This is a genomic window from Arthrobacter sp. AG1021 (assembly GCF_003633665.1).
Lineage (GTDB): Bacteria > Actinomycetota > Actinomycetes > Actinomycetales > Micrococcaceae > Glutamicibacter > Glutamicibacter soli.
The window spans coordinates 54,651-70,298 of sequence record NZ_RBLB01000008.1 but is presented as its reverse complement, the minus strand read 5'-3'; the positions used below and the strand labels follow the sequence as shown (position 1 = coordinate 70,298).

The window sequence follows — 15,648 nt, the reverse complement described above, 5'->3', positions numbered from 1 at the left end:
CGATTAGTAAGCACGATGAAAAAGCATGAGCCAGGCCTGTCGGCCTGGCTCTACTGATTGAAAACTTGGGTGGTGCGGCTCAGCGTGCGGCGCGGCGGCCGCGGGCTGGTGCTGGCGACTGCCCGGACTGGGCAGTTCGGGCGCCCACCGGCTGCGGTTGTGGCCGGGGGCTGGGCTGGGGCTTGGTCCGGTCGTGCGGTACTACGTAGCCGCCGGTGGCGAGGATCAGGATCGCGCTCACGCCGGTGAGCACGAGCATGGCGATGGCCCAGATTTGCGACTGCTCGGTGAACGACCGGTCGATGCTCAACCAGAGCACATAGGAGCCGACCAGGTAGATCAGGTGGACGAGCGTGAGCCTGGTGCGCAGGCGAAGCTTGACGACGGCCTTCGGCGAGAAGAACACCGACCAGAGCGCCAGCAACGGCACCACCACCACGAGGATCGCGGGGATCGTCGGCCAGGGCACATAGGCGATGGCGGCAAGTGCCGCGGCGAACAGCAAACCGACCTCCAGCAGGAAGGCGACGGCCGCGTAGAGCGAAGAGAGGATGGGTGAAACTTTCTGGGTATTGCTCTTGCCCATCGCTGACTGCCTCACTCTAATTCCGCATGTTTTCGCCCAAGGATGCTCTCGGTATCTACTCAATTCTATGTGGTAAACAGAACGCCCGCGAGCAGGCTCGCGCGAGAGGTACAGCACCTCTAACCCGATTCCGGGCAGCAAAAGGCCCCGGAACCGAGGTTCCGGGGCCGTTGGTGGAGATGGGGAGAATTGAACTCCCGTCCGATGTAGTGTTGCCAGGTCTTCTCCGGGCGCAGTTTGCTGCGGAATTTCTCTGCCCCAGCCATCACGCAAACAAGTGGCTGGTCCGGGCACAGTTGCCGAGATATGTACCCAACAGCGGCAACAACTGCCGGATACAGTGGCTATCTAAATGACGTTAGGAACAGGGGCGATAGCATCCCCTGGCTAACGGACTGTCTGGCTGCTTAGGCAGCGAGAGCGAAGTCAGTGCGCTTAGATTCGGCACTTATTGTTTTGCAAAGAGCGTTTACGAGATAACTTTGCGTCCTCGGCCCGCTTCATCTGTCGCGACTTACACCGTCGAAACCGATCATCCCCGTATTTTGTTGTCAGTTCCGGGTTTCCCCGGATGCAACCGCACCGAAGTGCGTTATTCAATCATAGCGCACCTCCCGCTGGAACCCCAACGAGAGATGCGCCACCGATTCAGCGCGTAGCCACAGCCCGATCAGGCATGACCGCGGTTGCGCTCGCGCATGGCACGCAGTGCTTCACGGTTGTCCTGCTTCTCGCGCAGCGTCTGACGCTTGTCGAATTCGCGCTTGCCTCGCGCGATGCCGATCTCGATCTTCGCGCGCCCCGACTTGAAGTACAGGCTCAGCGGCACGATGGTTAGGCCAGCTTCGGAGATCTTGCGCTCGATCTTGGTGAGCTCCTGGCGGTGCAGCAGGAGCTTGCGACGGCGACGAGCCGCGTGGTTGGTCCAGGAGCCGTTGAGGTACTCCGGGATGTAGCAGTTCTCGATATACAGTTCGCCGCGATAGAACTGGCCGAAGCCGTCCACCAGCGATGCCTTGCCTTCGCGCAAGGACTTCACTTCGGTGCCGGTCAGCACCATACCGGCTTCGAATGTGTCGAGAATTTCATAATCGTGGCGAGCTTTGCGGTTGCTCGCGATGACACGATCTTCCTGGTTCTTCTTGGCCATGACACTCCTTGCATGTCGCGGGCGGTTTCCCGCGCACAAATATCAAGTCTAGCGTTAGAGAAGTCCCAATGGGTTCACGGCTTGGCCGTTGACAATCGTTTCGAAGTGCAGGTGGCATCCGGTGGAGTTGCCGGTTGTGCCGACGTATCCGATGACCTGGCCCTGGGAGACCTTCTGCCCGACGCTGACGGCGATCTTGGACATGTGGTGGTAGTTCGTTGCCAGCGCCTTGCCGTTGACGACGCCGTGCGAAATTGTCACCTTGTTGCCCGAGGAGCCTCCCCAGCCTGCCATCCAGACTTCGCCGTCGGCGGCTGCAGTGATCGGCGAACCGCACTGGCCTCCGAAGCCCCAATCGAGACCGGCGTGCACGTAGCCGCCACGTCCGCCGTAGTCGATGGTGCCGGCAGGCGTCGGGCGCCAGCCGAAGCTGGACGTGATCCGGTTGCCGGTAGTCGGCTTGACCAGTCCCCAGGCGCTGGAGCCTGACGACTGCGGCGCGGCCGGAGCGGAGGTTTCCTTGGGAACGTACTTCTTTTTGGTATAGGTCTGCTTCTTGGCCTTGGCTTCCGCGGCCAGCTTGGCCTGCTGGGCCTCGTAGGCCGCTTTGCGCTTGGCTTCGGCTTCGGCCGCCTTGCGCTTGCGTTCCTGCTCTTCGCGCAGCAGGCGCTCCTGGCGCTCCTTGATATCGGCCTGCACCTGCGCGTACTCGGCCTGTTGGGCCTTCAGCTTGGCCTGGATCTGTGGCTTCTTCGCTTCCAGCTGCGCGCTGAGGGACTCGGTGCTGACAACAAGCGCATCCAGCTCGTCCTTGGCGGACTGCGCCGCATTGCGGGCGGATTCCTCCTGGGCCAGCGCTTCTTCAGCCTGTGACTTCAGCGAGGAAATTTCCTTCTCCACCGCAGCCAGTCGGACCTTGTTGTTCTCGTTGTTCGCCTTCTCCTGCGCCAGATCGTTGTAGGCGGAGTTCTGCGATTCCATGGCGCGGTTGGCCATGTCGAGGCCGTCGGCCATGGCCGTCGCCGATTCCATGTTCAGGATCATGTCCAAGCCGCCGGATACGCCGCCACGCTTGTACGCTTCGGAAGCGATCTTGGCCATGGCGTCTTCCGCCTTGGCCATTTCCGCGTTGTTCGCTTCGATCTCCGCTGCGACCTTGTCACGGGTTCCCTGGGCGCTGATCAACCGGTCGTTCAGGTCCGCCACGGTTGCCTGGGCGTTGGCGACGCGGTTCTGCGCATCGGCCAATGCCGCCTGCAGGACCGGGACCTGGGACTGCTGATCACGCAGCTTCTGGTCGGTTTCCTGGATGTCTGCATCCAGGAACTCCATGTCCTGTTCCAGGTTGTCGATGTTCTCCTGAACCTCGACCTTCTTGTCATCGAGTTCATCGGCGACAACGAGACCAGCTGGCAGTGTCAGGGCGAGAGCCATTGCTCCACCGAGGGTGGCGCGCAGGAACTTGCGCCGAACTGCGTTGGACAGCATAGGTCTCCTTAGAGAAGTGCGAAAAGCAGGTTGAACACGACACAAAGGTCGAAGTGAAGCTAAACCTTCAGGTAACGCTTCAACGTTACCACTGATGAAATTGTTGCCAAAACGATACCAATTATCAAGAGCACCGGAGCTATGAGCCAGACCTCACCGGTGGAAATGAAAGCCACTCCGACGTTCTCACTTGCGAGTTTGTCCTCTACGAGGAACTTCATCAGCAGCCAGAGCGTCCCGGAAGCCAGCACGCCACCAATGATGGAAGCGATAACGCCTTCGATGATGAACGGAAGCTGGATTGTTGCCTTGGAAGCGCCCACCAGACGCATGATCGTGGTTTCCAGCCGTCGATGCATGGCCGACAGCTGGATCGTCGTGCCAGTGAGGAGCACGGCGCAGGCGATCATGACAATCGCCACGATGGCGGCTGCGGCGGAGGCGACGCGAACGAGCTGGAAGACCTTTTCCAGCAGTTCGCGCTGGTCGACCACCGAATCCACGCCTGCAACGGTTGAGAATGCCTCGTTGATGACCTGGTATTTCTCAGGATCGACCAGGGCGACGCGGAAGGACTCGGGCAGCTGGTCGGCCTTGACCTGGTCGACGAGCGAGGAGTTCTTGTACTGGTCAAGGAAGTTCTTGTAGGCGTCTTCCTTGGACTCGTAGGCGATTTCCTTGACGTACGGCGCGAGCTGCTCGGATTCAAGCATGGCCTTGATGGAGTTGCGCTGATCGTCGGTGACCGGCTTGCCTGCGCAATTCGGCGAAGCGCTGGTGTCGTCGCAGAGGTACACGGCGACCTCCATGCGGTCGTACCAGTAGCCCTTCATCTGGTTGATCTGCAGCTGCAGGAGCGCCGAAGCGCCGACGAAGGTCAGCGACACGAAGGTCACCAGCACCACCGAAACGACCATGACGACGTTCTGGCGCAGGCCCTTGACGGCTTCGCGCAGGATAAATCCTAGTCTCACTGGTCTTCGTCCTTCTTTTCATCCATGGCTTCAAGCGGTTCGCGCTCTTCGTTCGGCTCGGCAGAGGCATCGCCGAAGAGCAGCGCGCGGGATCCGTCCTGGTTCACCACGGTCGTCATCGGCGTGTACTGGCCCTGCGCTTCATCTCGCACAACGCGTCCGGAGCTCAGCTCGATGACGCGGTGGCGGTACTCGCTGACCAGCTCATGGGCGTGCGTCGCCATCAGCACGGTGGTGCCGTTCTGGTTGATGCGGTCCAGCACGTTCATGACTTCAATGCTGTTCTTGCGGTCGAGGTTGCCGGTGGGCTCATCGGCCAGCAGGATGGCGGGCTTGTTAACAATCGCGCGGGCGATGCCTACGCGCTGCTGCTCGCCGCCGGAAAGTTCGGTTGGCTTGCGCCGGGCTTTGTCCTCGAGGCCTACGAGCTTCAATGCGTCGGGGACCCGGTCGCGGATCTGCGCGCGGGAGGCGCCGATGACTTCCATCGCGAAGGCGACATTGTCGAAAACTGTGCGTTCGCGCAGCAGGCGGAAGTCCTGGAAGACGAAGCCGATGTTGCGGCGCAGTTTCGGCACGCGGCGGCTCGGGATGCGATTCAGGTTCTGGCCGGCCACGTAGACCGCACCGTCGGTGGCGCGCTTCTCACGCAGGACAAGGCTGAGGAAGGTGGATTTACCGGAGCCGGATTCGCCGACAAGGAACGCGAACTCGCCGCGGTTGATCTCGATGCTCACGTCGTCCAAGGCAGCGTTTTTCTGCTTGGGCTCGTAAACCATCGAGACGTTTTCGAATTTAATCATGTCTTCAATCGCCAGTTTTCGTCGGGGCGCGACCCACGAAAACCAATCTCGAGAGCAAACGTCTTCTGATGCGCCAATCAACCAAACCTTATCGGGGCGCGGCGGCCATCATGAAAGCATTCGCGGGTGTGTTGCCAGATTCATCAGCTACTAACAGCTGACCCAAATTTTGTTCCGGCCGCCGAATCCTGCGCTGGCAACCAGTTTTTACCGGTCGCTGTCGCAGGATCAGCAGGCGGCCTCGGGGACGTGAGTTTTCTCAAGCATCCGGTCCTCCGGACCTGCGGAAGCGACCCGCGCCGGCGCGGGTCGCGAGGGATCGTGCGGGCTACTTGCCCGGGCGGCGCTGCGTGGCGCGCCAGCGGATGCCGGCGTCGATGAAGTCGTCGATTTCCCCGTCGAGCACTGCAGCGGTGTTTCCGACTTCATGCTCGGTGCGCAGGTCCTTGACCATCTGGTACGGGTTGAGCACGTAGGAGCGCATCTGGTCGCCCCAGGACGCCTTGACGTCGCCGGCCAGTTCCTTCTTCTGCGCGTCCTGCTCGGCCTTCTTCTGCAGCAGGATTCGGGATTGCAGCACACGCAGCGCGGCGGCGCGGTTCTGGATCTGCGACTTCTCGTTCTGCATGGACACCACGATGCCGGTCGGGATGTGGGTCATGCGCACCGCGGAGTCGGTGGTGTTCACGCTCTGCCCGCCGGGACCCGAGGAGCGGAAGACGTCGACCTTGATTTCGCTTTCCGGGATCTCGATGGAGTCGGTCTGCTCGATCAACGGGATGACTTCCACCGCGGCGAAGGAGGTCTGGCGGCGGCCCTGGTTGTCGAACGGCGAGATGCGCACCAGGCGGTGGGTGCCGGCTTCGACCGAGAGGATGCCGAACGCGTAGGGCGCGTCGATTTCGAAGGTGGCGGACTTCAGCCCGGCTTCTTCGGCGTAGGAGGTGTCCATGACGGTCGCGCTGTAGCCGCGCTTCTCCGCCCAGCGCAGGTACATGCGCAGCAGCATTTCAGCGAAGTCCGCGGCGTCGACGCCGCCGGCCCCTGAACGGATAGTGACCACGGCGCCGCGGGCGTCGAACTCGCCATTGAGCAGGGTGACGATTTCCAGGTCGTCCAGCGACTTGCGGATGGCGAGCAGTTCCTTGTCGGCTTCCGCCAGGGTGTCCGCGTCGTCTTCCAGCTCCGCGAGTTCGACCAGGACTTCCAGGTCGTCGATGCGGGTGTGCAGCTTGGTCAAGCGCTCCAGTTCCGACTGGCGGTAGGAGAGCTTGCTGGTGACGATCTGCGCGCTGGCAGGATCGTCCCACAGGTCTGGGGCACCGGCTTCCTCGGAAAGTACGGCGATGTCAGCCTTGATTTGATCGACGTCGCTCACCTCCTCGATGGCGGCGAAGGTCGCGCGGAGTGAGCGGATTTCAGCGGGGAAGTCAGTATTTGCCATGGTGTTCTAAGCCTACGCCATGTGCGGTTCGGTTCAGGATTTTGCGTCGCTAGCGGCTGAGTACGGTTCGCGCGGTGGAATGCACGGTAATGGGGATCCCGGAGGGCACGATCCAGCCGATGATGGGCGGGCTGACGGTGCCGGTAAGCACGATTTCGGCGCCCTGTCCCCCGGGCAGCACGTGGACCGAGGCGATGCCCAGGTTGTCGACGCGCCCCGAAGTCCGCCAGGTAGCGCCGGGCTCCTTGCTGGACCTGGTCTGCGCTGAGCTGGATGCGTGGGGCGCCGCCGTCGGCGACGAATTCGAATTCGTCCACCGCCGCCACGACGGCCCCGTCGGCCAGGGAGAGCAGCTGCCGCGCTTTGAGGTTCACCGCGCTGGCGGCGAGGACCACGGAGATGGTCAGCAGCGTGATTGCGCACAAGCCGATGGCCAGCACCAGCGACTGGCCCTCTTCGCGCCGCGCGGCCAGGCGCAGCCGGCGCAGGCTGCGGCTAGCCAAAACGGTCAACCCTTTGGGCCGCGGTGGCGTCCACGGTGAAGGCCGAGGCGGAGATGTAGTCGGAGACGAAGGGCAGCGGGACGTCCAAGCTGACGGTGACGGTCACTACCGAGCCCGGGCTGAGGCATTCGCCGCTGCAGGCGATGGCGGTGTTCGACCCGCTGAATCCGAAGTTCGCCATGGCCCGGTCGGCCGCCGCCTGCGCGTTGGACCTGGCCTGTGCCGGGTTCTCGGACACGGCGAACACTTTGGCGGCCTGGTCAGCGGCGGAGACCACCGCGTAGCTGCCGCCTTCCAGCGCCGCGGCGGCCAGCACCAGGTAGATCATCGGGATCAGCAGGATCGTGGCGGCGAAGATGAACTCCACGATCGCACTGCCCCGCTCCGCGGCGGCCGCCGTGCGACACCGGCGCAGCAGCTGGCGGCTGGCCCTAGCCATAACGCACCGCATCCGAGCTGACGCTCAGCTCCCACCCGTTGGGCAGGAAACCGATCAGCGGCACCCTGGTGTTGACGGTGACTGTCACCAGCTGGGTGCCGCCGATGGCCGTGGTTGACACGGACACGTCCCTGGCAAAGCCGGCGTGCAGCGATTCGGTGATGAGCGTGCGGGTGCGGCCTGCCGCGTCGGCGGGCGAACGGTTTGCCAGCGCGCCGTAATGGGCGCCGTTGGCGGCGGCGTCGGTGAGCGTATTGCGCACGTGCAGCGCCAAGGCCAGCTGCATGATCGAGAAGGCCAGCACGATCAGCAACGTGGTGATCATGACGAATTCGGCCACGGCCGAGCCGCGTTCCCCGTCCTGCCCGAGCCTGCCGGCGCTGCCGGTACGCCGGCCCGTACGGTTGCGCATGCCGGTCCTAGCCCAACCCGGACACCCTGTCGATGGCCTGGTTGAACAAGTCCTGCAGCCGGGGTCCGGCGATCGCCAGCAGGGCGGCCACCAGCAGGGCGCTCATCAACGTGATCATGACCCATCCGGGCACGTCGCCGCGCTGGTCGCGGGCCCGGGCGGCCGCCCGGTCCCAGAGGTCCCGGCCCGCGTCGGCGACGTGCAGGCTGAGGGTGAACATCATCATGTGGAGCCGTGACATGGTGGCCCCTCCTTCGTGTAGGTGGTGCGGTGTGATGGTTTCAATGTCGGACCCGTCAATAGCTCATCTCCAAAAGCGCTAGTCCCGGGAAGATCGCGAAGACGATGGTCAGCGGCAGCACGCCGAAGATGATGGGCACCAGCATGGAGATTTCGCGTTTGCCGGCGATCTCCATCAGCTCGCGCTTGGAGGCATCGCGCACGTCCTGCGCCTGATCGCGCAGCACCTGCCCCAGGGGTGTGCCCCGTTCGGTGGCCACGACGATGGCGTCCACGAAGCGGGTCATCGCGCCGATCTGCACCCGGTCGGACATGTTGGACATGGCCTGCACCATGCTGGTGCCGGAGTGGATGTCGTTGAGCGTGTGGGTGAACTCGGCGCCGATGTCGCCGTGGCAGATGCGCGAGATGCGCTCGACCGCGCCGGTGGTCGATTCCCCGGCGCCCACGGTCAGCGCGAGCACCTCGGCGACGGTGGGGAACTGCGTCAGGATCCGGCGGGCGCGGCGCTTGACCTGCTCGCCGAGCCACCAGCCGCGCAGGAAGTAGCCCATGACCGCGCAGCCCAGCACCACCGTCACCGCCAGCGGCAGCGACACCGGCTGGCGGAAGGCCAGCAGCGCCATCAGCGCCGAACCGATGACCAGCCCGGTCAGCGCGCACAGCAGCTCTTGGGAGCGGTAGTCGACCAGGCTCAGGCGCAGCCCTGCGGCTTGCAGCCGCTTGCGCACGGTGGCCGAGGAGGGGCTGTGCACGTTGGCCAGTTTCCTGGCCTGCTGCAGCAGCGGGCGGGCCAGCTGCCACAGCGCCGGGGTGGCCGCATCCTGCTGCCAGGAATCCTGCAGCATGCGCGAGGAGCGCACGCCGACGCGGATGTGCGGGGCGACCCGGTCGGCGAAGGCCATGGGACGCCAGGCCGGAAGCCGCAGGAGCATCAGCCACAGCCCGGCCCCGAATCCCAGCCCGCACAGCGCCGCCCACGCGGTGTAGTTGTTCATGACAGCACCCGTTCCTCGATCGGCAGCGCGCCCAGCCGCAGCATCACCCGGTAGCAGAGGAAGGAGACGACCAGCCCTGCCAGCAGCACGAAGACCCCGGCCGGGGTGAGATAGGCGTCCTTCGCCGCCGGCTGGGTGCCGAGCACCAGCAGCAGGATCCACGGGGCCGCGACGGCCAGCCGGGCGGCGGAGACGATCCAGGACTGGCGGGCGGCCAGCTCGCCTCGGGTGCGCACGTCGTCGCGCAGGAACGCGGCTAGCGTGGCCAGCGTCTGGCCCAGGTCGGTGCCGCCGACCTCGCGGGTGATGCGCAGCGTGGTCAGGATCTTGTCCGCCACGGGGTCCGCAAGACGTTCGCCCAGCTGGTCCAGCGCCGTGCTGAAGTTCGCGGTGGCCCGGTAGTCCAGGGCGAAGTCGCGGAACACCGGGCGCAGCGTCTCGGGTCCGACCTGCGCCAGCTGGCTGAGCGATTCGGGCAGCGACAGGCCGGCGCGGATGGCGCTGCGCAGGTGGTCGACGACCTCGGGCCACTGCTCGTGCAACGCGCTCTGGCGCTTGGCCGCCTGGTGGCGCAGGTACACCCACGGGGCCAGCACCCCGAAGATCGCGAAGACGCAGGCGAACAGCCAGGAGGCGGTCAGACCCAAGGTCAGCAGCGCGAACACCACCCCGCTGGCCAGGCAGATCAGCATGAACTTGGCCGGGCTTACCGCGGTGACCCCGGCGCGCAGCAGCGCCTGCCCGATCTTCGAGTGCCGGCTGCGGGTGCGTTCCCAGGGCGCGAACAGCAGCCAGTCGGCCAGCAATGCCAGTCCCAGCCCGCCCAGCAGCCCCAGGAAAATGCTCATGATTCCTGCCCCAGCCGCTCGGCGACGTTCAGCCCGGCCAGGCTGAACTTCTCATGCGACCAGTCAGCGCCGGAGGCCGGCACCAGCTCCCCGGCCCGGCGTTCGAACAGCGTGGAGGTTTCGATCGCCCCGCCCTCCACCCGGTTGCGCACCGCGAGGATCTCATTGACATAGCGGTTGCCGGAGGCATCGCGCACGCAGTGCACCACCAGGTCCAGGCAGGCGGCGACGGTCTTGATCGTGAAGTCGCTGGTGATGTTCGGCCCGGCCAGCAGCGGCAGCGTGCAGATCTTGATGATCGCGTCGCGGGCCGAGTTCGCGTGCAGCGTGCACAGGCCGGCCACACCAGAGTTCAGCGCAACCAGCAGGTCCAGGGATTCGGCCTCGCGCACCTCGCCGACGATGATGCGGTCAGGGCGCATGCGCAGCGCCTCCTTGACCAGCCGGCGCATCGTGATTTCGCCGGTGCCCTCCAGATTCGCCAGCCGCGTCTGCATCGCCACGACATCGCGCAGCGCCAGGTTCAGTTCGAAGATCTCCTCGATGGTGATGACCCGTTCGCGCGACCCGATGGAGGAGGACAGCGCGTTGAGCATGGTGGTTTTGCCGGCCTGGGTCGGCCCGGTGACGATGACGTTCAACCCGGCGGAGATCGCCCAGCCCAGGTAGGTGGCCGCCGCGGGGCTGAGCGACTTGAGATCCACCAGGTCTTCGAGCCGGGCGGCCCGGGCGATGAACTTGCGGATGTTCACCGCCCAGTGCTCGTGGGTGATGTCCGGGATGACCACGTGCAGCCGGGAGCCGTCGGGCAGCTGGCAGTCCACGAACGGCTGGGACAAATCCAGCCGCCGCCCGGAGGACTTGAGCATGCGTTCGACCAGTCCGGCGACCTCCGCGGCGTCCAGCCTGATGTGGGTCAGCTCGCTTTTCCCGCCGCGGGCGCAGAACACCTGGTGCGGGGAGTTGATCCAGATTTCCTCCACGCTCGGATCGTCGAGCAGCTGCTGCAGGGCGCCGAATCCGGCGACGTTGTCGTAGACCGTGCGCCGGGCCTGCTCCAGAGATCCCAGGGCAGGGACCGCGCCGAGCAGCGCGCGTTCGTCGTAGTCCCGCACGACGTCCTCGATCAGCGACTTCATCAATGCGGGCTGCTTGGCAGGGTCCAGGCCGCGGCGTCGGACCAGCTCTCGCACTTCATCTTCCACGATGGACAGGGCATCCACGTCAAGATCCTTCGGGCCTTGTGGGAGTTCGGCGTTCCCGGAATTCTCGGGGTCCATCGGCGAGCGCGCGACCGGTGCAGCGGTGGGCCTCGGGACCGGCCCGAGCCCTATTTCTGGATATGTCTGTGGAGCCTAGCCCCGACGCCAAGTCCTTTCAAGACGTTTCGCGAATTTGTGGATAAGGCTACTGGCGGTTATCCCCAGTCCGGCTTTCGCCGGCCCGGTAAAAGCGGTGGTCGTGATGGGCTGGTCAAACTGCTGGACGCGGCCGGGCTGGGAGGGAAGATGCTGCATTATGAACTGCTGCTGTCCGCGCGCACGCTGCTCAATCCCCGGCAGCTGCTGCTGCGGGTCTCCGCGGCCCTGGACGGCCCGCAGCTGGCGTCGGTGCTCGACGAGCAGGTGCCGGGCACCCGCTGGTACGTGGGATCGACGCCGCTGGCGGATCTGGGAACGCTGGTTCCGGGCAGGCCGCTGCTGCTGGCCGATGTCCCGGGCCCCGGTTTCGCGGCGTCGGCCGGCAGCACGCGGTTGAAGTTGTTCGTCCCCGAGGGGCCGGATGCCGGGGCCTGGATGGAGTTGGAGCGAGGCGCCTACGACATCGGCCGTGGCGCGCCGCTGCGCCTGGGCGATCCGCAGGTTTCACGGGTGCACGCCCACCTGCTGGTCGACGAGCGTTCCCTGCGTGTGCGGGCGGCTGGCGGACAGCGGCTGCTGGTGCTCTCCGACCGGGGTGCGGTGCCGGTTCGCGGGGAGGTGGAGCTGCATGCGGGCAGCCGGATCCAGCTTGGCGGCACGGTGTTGGAGGTCGGCGATCCCGCGCGCACCGAGGCGGGTTTGGCGGTGGAGGACTGCCAGCTCCAGTTCAGCCTCCCGCCGCGTCCCGAGCTGGGCCGGTTGGTGACGCTGTGCGTGGCCGCGCTGGTCCCGGTGCTCTCCGGGGTGCTGCTGGCGGCGCTGACCGGGTCCATGCTGTTCCTTGCGGTCACCGGGCTCTCCGCGCTGCTGGGTGTGGTCCCTGCGGCGCAGCTGCTCGGCGAGCGCCGCCGGTGGAAGCGCACGGTGCGTGACCAGCAGCGCAGTGTGGTGCAGGCGCGCGGCCGTTTCGCCTGCCCGCTGGGGGTCGCAGTGCTCGCTGGCATCGACCGGGCGCAGCTGGGGGTGCTTCCCGCGGGGCTGCCACCCCTGGTGTTCGGCCGCGGCAGCTGGCAGCTTCCGGGAGGGAAGCCTCCCCGGGAGGGCGGCGCCCGGAGGATGCGCAGGGTGCCCGGCGGTAGGCGCTCTGCTCGCAGGATCGCCGGCGTCCCGGTCTTCGCGCCGGCCGCCGCGCAGGTGTGGCAGTTGCGCGGCGGCGACGACCCGGCGGTGGACCGCCTGCTGGCTGCGCTGCTGGCCAGGTTCCTGCCGCACGTGGCCGCCGGCCGCATCGAGCTGGTCGTCGATCCGTCGGTCACCCGGCTTCCGGCAGAGCTGATGCTGTTGCCGCATGCACGCCAGGGCACCGCCGGGCAGCTGGCTCGGCACACTGAGCCGGCTCCCGGTGCCGCCGGGGCATCGGGCGGTCTCGGGAACACGGCAGCGCCGGAACCGATGATCGAACGGATTTTCCTGACCATGCTCAGCCCGGTCCGGCTGCCGCGCACCTTGGTGATCAGCCTTCATCCGGTGCCCGCGGCGCAGTGCGACTACTGGGTTGATCCGGTGGGTTGCCGCGCCCAGCTGCCCGACGGGAGCCTGCATCTGGAATCGCCGGACCGCTTGGATGCGGGGAGGCTGGCCCGGATCGTCCAGGCCTGCCTGGCGCTCCGCCCGGATGAACCCGCGCCAGCCGGGCCGCCGCCGGAGCAGGCAAGATTGGCCGCGGTGATCGGAGAGGATGATTCCCATGGGCAGCAGCTGCTGGACTTCGACGCGGACGGGCCGCATGTGCTGGTGTGCGGCACCACCGGGTCGGGCAAGTCCGAGGCCTTGCGGCGGATCATCGCGGATCTGGCCGGCCGGTGCAGCCCCGAGCAGCTGGCGTTCGCCCTGGTCGACTTCAAGGGCGGCGCGGGCTTGGCGGTTTTCGAGCCGCTGCCCCACGTGCAGCTGTCGGCCAGCGACCTGGATGCCGCCGGAGCCCAGCGGACCTTGGCGCAGCTGGAGCGGGAGGTGTCCCGCCGTGAACGCCTGCTGGCAGCGCATTGTTGCAGCGACCGCTCGGAGTACGTCCGGCTGGCCGATGTGCCCGCGCTGCCCCGGCTGCTGGTGGTGGTCGACGAATTCAGGGTGTTCACCGAATCCCTGCCCGAAGCCGCCGCGCGCATCGACCGGCTGGCGGCGGTCGGCAGGTCCTTGGGCATCCATCTGCTGCTGAGCACCCAGCGGGCCGCCGGCTCGCTGTCCGGGCAGACCCGCGCGAACCTGAACACCGTCATTGCGTTGCGGGTCCACGACGAGGCCGAGTCCATGGAACTGGTCGGTTCCCTGGCCGCCGCCCGGCTGTCCGGCCCGGGCAGCGCGATCATCGCGGGTTCCGGTCATGCCAACCGCCAGGTCCAGTTCGCCCTGGCGGTCAGCCCCGCCCCGCACGGGAGCGTTGCCGAACGCGGCCCCGGGAACCTGGTGCTGCATCCCGTGGGAAGCTTCGGCCGGCCTGATCCCGAGGCGGAGGGACAGGCCCTGCGCCGGCAGGTGCGCCTGCTGGCCGAACGCTGGGAGCATTCGCACCTTCCGCCGTGCCCCTTTGCCCCGCAGCTGCCGCCGCCCCAGAGTGCGGCGCCGCTGCCGGAGCAGTGGGAGGGCGCCGAGGGCGGCACCATCTACTGCGGAGTCGTCGACAACCTCGCCGCGGGCCGGCTGGAGGACTTGAGCGTAGATCCAGCCCGCGGCCAGGGATTGCTGGTGTGCGGCGTCCCGGAGGCCGGCGGCCGCCGCCTGCTCGAGGGGTTCGCCCGCCTGGAGCGCCGGATCCTGTGCTTCGGCGAGGCCCTGTTCCCGGATCCCGCCTTAATGCCCGGGGTGCGCACCGTGGGTGGAGAAGACCAGTATCAATTCCTGGAAGCGCTCGACTATCTTGAGTCGCTGCCCCCTGACCGCCTGACGCTGGTGCTGGTGCACGGCATCGCCCGGCTGCAGTCCCAACTGGATCCGGTGGTCTTCCAGCGATTCGACCAGGCGCTCATCGAACTGCTGCGGCATGGAGCTTCGGCCCCGGCGCAGCTGGTCCTGCTGGCCGACCGCGACCTGAATCTGCTCAAGGCCGCCGGGCTGTGCGCCGAGCAATGGTACTTCCCGCTTAATGCCACCGATTCCCTGCGCATGTCCTGGCCCAAGCTTCCGCCTGCCAGCCAGTTGCCAGGCCGAGGGGTCAGGTTAAGTCCCGCCAACGGGCCGATGACCATCCAGTTGACGGCCGTAACCGCCAAGCAGGAACCGGATTGCCTGCCCGGGACTTTGTGGCCCGCGCGGCAGCCGTTCGTGGGCGATGGGAATCCGCGCGATCTTGCGGTGGGGCGGACCGCATTCACCGGGCAGGCTTTCGGCTTCGACCAACCCCAAACGGCACTGGCCATCTGCCCTCGCGAACGCGACAGGCAGGAGCTCGCTGCCTTCCTGGCCGAACGCTGGCAGGCGGCCATGGTGGATGGCGCCGCGCCCTGGCTGCGCTGGGTCCAGGAGTTCGAAACTGAAGGCGCGGGACCTGCAGCGCCAACGATCTGCGTCGTGCTGCACGACACCTCCGACCCCAGGCTTGCCGAGCTGCGCCAGCGAACCGCCGCGCTGGGCACCCTGGCGGTGCTGTTTCTCCCTCCCTCGGCCAGACTCGCCTACGATCTGGGGTTGCCGGGCATGATGCTCGATGACCGGCAGGCGATTGCCGTGGAGGCATGCCATCCGCAGGACCTGTTGCCGCTGGCCTGGCGCCCGCTGCCTCCTGCGGCAGGCCGCGGCTCGTGCGGGAAAAGGCAATGGCGCGCGATCGCCGGCTTTGCCGGGCAACCACGCGCCATCATCATCGGGCCATGACTACTGCGAGGGACGGTCTCCGAGGAATTGAGTGGTCTTCGGCGCGAACAGCAGCACTACGGTCGTTCCGGCCACAGTGATCGACAAAACCGCCGCGGAAATGACGATCGGCATATCGGACTGGAAGAAGGAGACCGAGAGGATCAACTGGAACAATTGCCAGACGATGATCGGGGCTCGGGTGTACGCCCTGCCGCGGAAGAAGTTGATGGCCACCGAGCCCTGCCAGATGGCCAAGAAGAGGCACAGCGCAAGCATGAAAAGACGTCCGCCGATGTTCACCACGCCATCCGAGGTGAGATGGATGGCGTAGTCGACGGCGTAGGCAAGCACCGCCAGCGCCTCGAACATCACCAGTGCTGCGACGGCAATGACACTGCTCGGACGCGGGATTTTAGTTTCTTCGTTGCTCACCCCAACCATTTTCGTTGAGGCGCTTGCGGAACTCAAACGACAGCGCCGCAACGGGCTTGTAGCCCCTGCCACATCCGCGTCAACTAGCCTAAGCCTAGGCCGATTTCCATGTGAGAAA

14 protein-coding genes and 1 other RNA gene are annotated in these 15,648 nt (G+C 66.1%); 1 reads left to right on the top strand and 14 read right to left on the bottom strand.

Annotated features, from left to right (window positions below; all coding sequences use genetic code 11):
* Positions 1-79: 79 nt before the first annotated feature.
* The 13 genes from DFO58_RS08835 to DFO58_RS08770 form a co-directional block, all read right to left on the bottom strand.
* The gene (locus DFO58_RS08835) at positions 80-586 is read right to left on the bottom strand and encodes a DUF2568 domain-containing protein (RefSeq protein ID WP_120990264.1); all 507 of its coding nucleotides are present in this window, start codon (positions 584-586) and stop codon (positions 80-82) included.
* 171 nt (positions 587-757) lie between these two features.
* Positions 758-1,126: a transfer-messenger RNA gene (ssrA, locus tag DFO58_RS08830) on the bottom strand.
* A 130-nt stretch (positions 1,127-1,256) separates the two neighbouring features.
* Positions 1,257-1,736 (bottom strand): SsrA-binding protein SmpB, encoded by a 480-nt coding sequence (gene smpB, locus DFO58_RS08825; RefSeq protein ID WP_047118716.1) that lies wholly within the window; start codon positions 1,734-1,736, stop codon positions 1,257-1,259.
* 54 nt (positions 1,737-1,790) lie between these two features.
* On the bottom strand, positions 1,791-3,224 hold the full coding sequence (locus tag DFO58_RS08820) for a M23 family metallopeptidase (protein ID WP_053797773.1): 1,434 nt from the start codon (positions 3,222-3,224) through the stop codon (positions 1,791-1,793).
* Positions 3,225-3,283: 59 nt separating this feature from the next.
* Positions 3,284-4,198, bottom strand: coding sequence for a permease-like cell division protein FtsX (ftsX, locus tag DFO58_RS08815; protein WP_047118714.1), 915 nt, complete (start codon positions 4,196-4,198; stop codon positions 3,284-3,286).
* A complete protein-coding gene (gene ftsE / locus DFO58_RS08810; RefSeq protein ID WP_047118713.1) occupies positions 4,195-5,001 on the bottom strand; it encodes a cell division ATP-binding protein FtsE in 807 nt (268 codons plus the stop codon). Before ftsE ends, ftsX begins: the two co-directional genes overlap by 4 nt.
* A 328-nt stretch (positions 5,002-5,329) precedes the next feature.
* Positions 5,330-6,445 carry a peptide chain release factor 2 gene (prfB, locus tag DFO58_RS08805; protein ID WP_047118712.1) on the bottom strand — a complete coding sequence of 372 codons (1,116 nt, stop codon included), beginning with the start codon at positions 6,443-6,445 and terminating at the stop codon, positions 5,330-5,332.
* Positions 6,446-6,940: 495 nt separating this feature from the next.
* Positions 6,941-7,387 carry a hypothetical protein gene (locus tag DFO58_RS08795; protein ID WP_053797771.1) on the bottom strand — a complete coding sequence of 149 codons (447 nt, stop codon included), beginning with the start codon at positions 7,385-7,387 and terminating at the stop codon, positions 6,941-6,943.
* Positions 7,380-7,799, bottom strand: a complete 420-nt coding sequence (locus DFO58_RS08790) for a TadE/TadG family type IV pilus assembly protein (RefSeq protein ID WP_047118710.1) — start codon at positions 7,797-7,799, stop codon at positions 7,380-7,382. Before DFO58_RS08790 ends, DFO58_RS08795 begins: the two co-directional genes overlap by 8 nt.
* Positions 7,800-7,806: 7 nt before the next feature.
* On the bottom strand, positions 7,807-8,040 hold the full coding sequence (locus tag DFO58_RS08785) for a hypothetical protein (protein WP_231735973.1): 234 nt from the start codon (positions 8,038-8,040) through the stop codon (positions 7,807-7,809).
* Between the two features lie 55 nt (positions 8,041-8,095).
* On the bottom strand, positions 8,096-9,037 hold the full coding sequence (locus tag DFO58_RS08780) for a type II secretion system F family protein (RefSeq protein ID WP_053797769.1): 942 nt from the start codon (positions 9,035-9,037) through the stop codon (positions 8,096-8,098).
* Entirely contained in the window at positions 9,034-9,885 is an 852-nt protein-coding gene (locus DFO58_RS08775; protein WP_113607910.1) for a type II secretion system F family protein, read from the bottom strand. The genes DFO58_RS08780 and DFO58_RS08775 overlap by 4 nt, the downstream gene beginning before the upstream one ends.
* Positions 9,882-11,108: an ATPase, T2SS/T4P/T4SS family gene (locus DFO58_RS08770; protein WP_120990260.1), complete on the bottom strand. Its 1,227-nt coding sequence runs from the start codon at positions 11,106-11,108 to the stop codon at positions 9,882-9,884. The genes DFO58_RS08775 and DFO58_RS08770 overlap by 4 nt, the downstream gene beginning before the upstream one ends.
* Positions 11,109-11,393: 285 nt before the next feature.
* Between DFO58_RS08770 and DFO58_RS08765 the strand changes: the two genes are divergently transcribed.
* Positions 11,394-15,116, top strand: coding sequence for an FHA domain-containing protein (locus DFO58_RS08765; protein ID WP_120990258.1), 3,723 nt, complete (start codon positions 11,394-11,396; stop codon positions 15,114-15,116).
* Here the strand turns inward: DFO58_RS08765 and DFO58_RS08760 are convergent, their stop codons facing one another.
* Positions 15,117-15,530: a hypothetical protein gene (locus tag DFO58_RS08760; RefSeq protein WP_120990256.1), complete on the bottom strand. Its 414-nt coding sequence runs from the start codon at positions 15,528-15,530 to the stop codon at positions 15,117-15,119. It lies immediately after the preceding gene.
* Positions 15,531-15,648 lie beyond the last annotated feature (118 nt).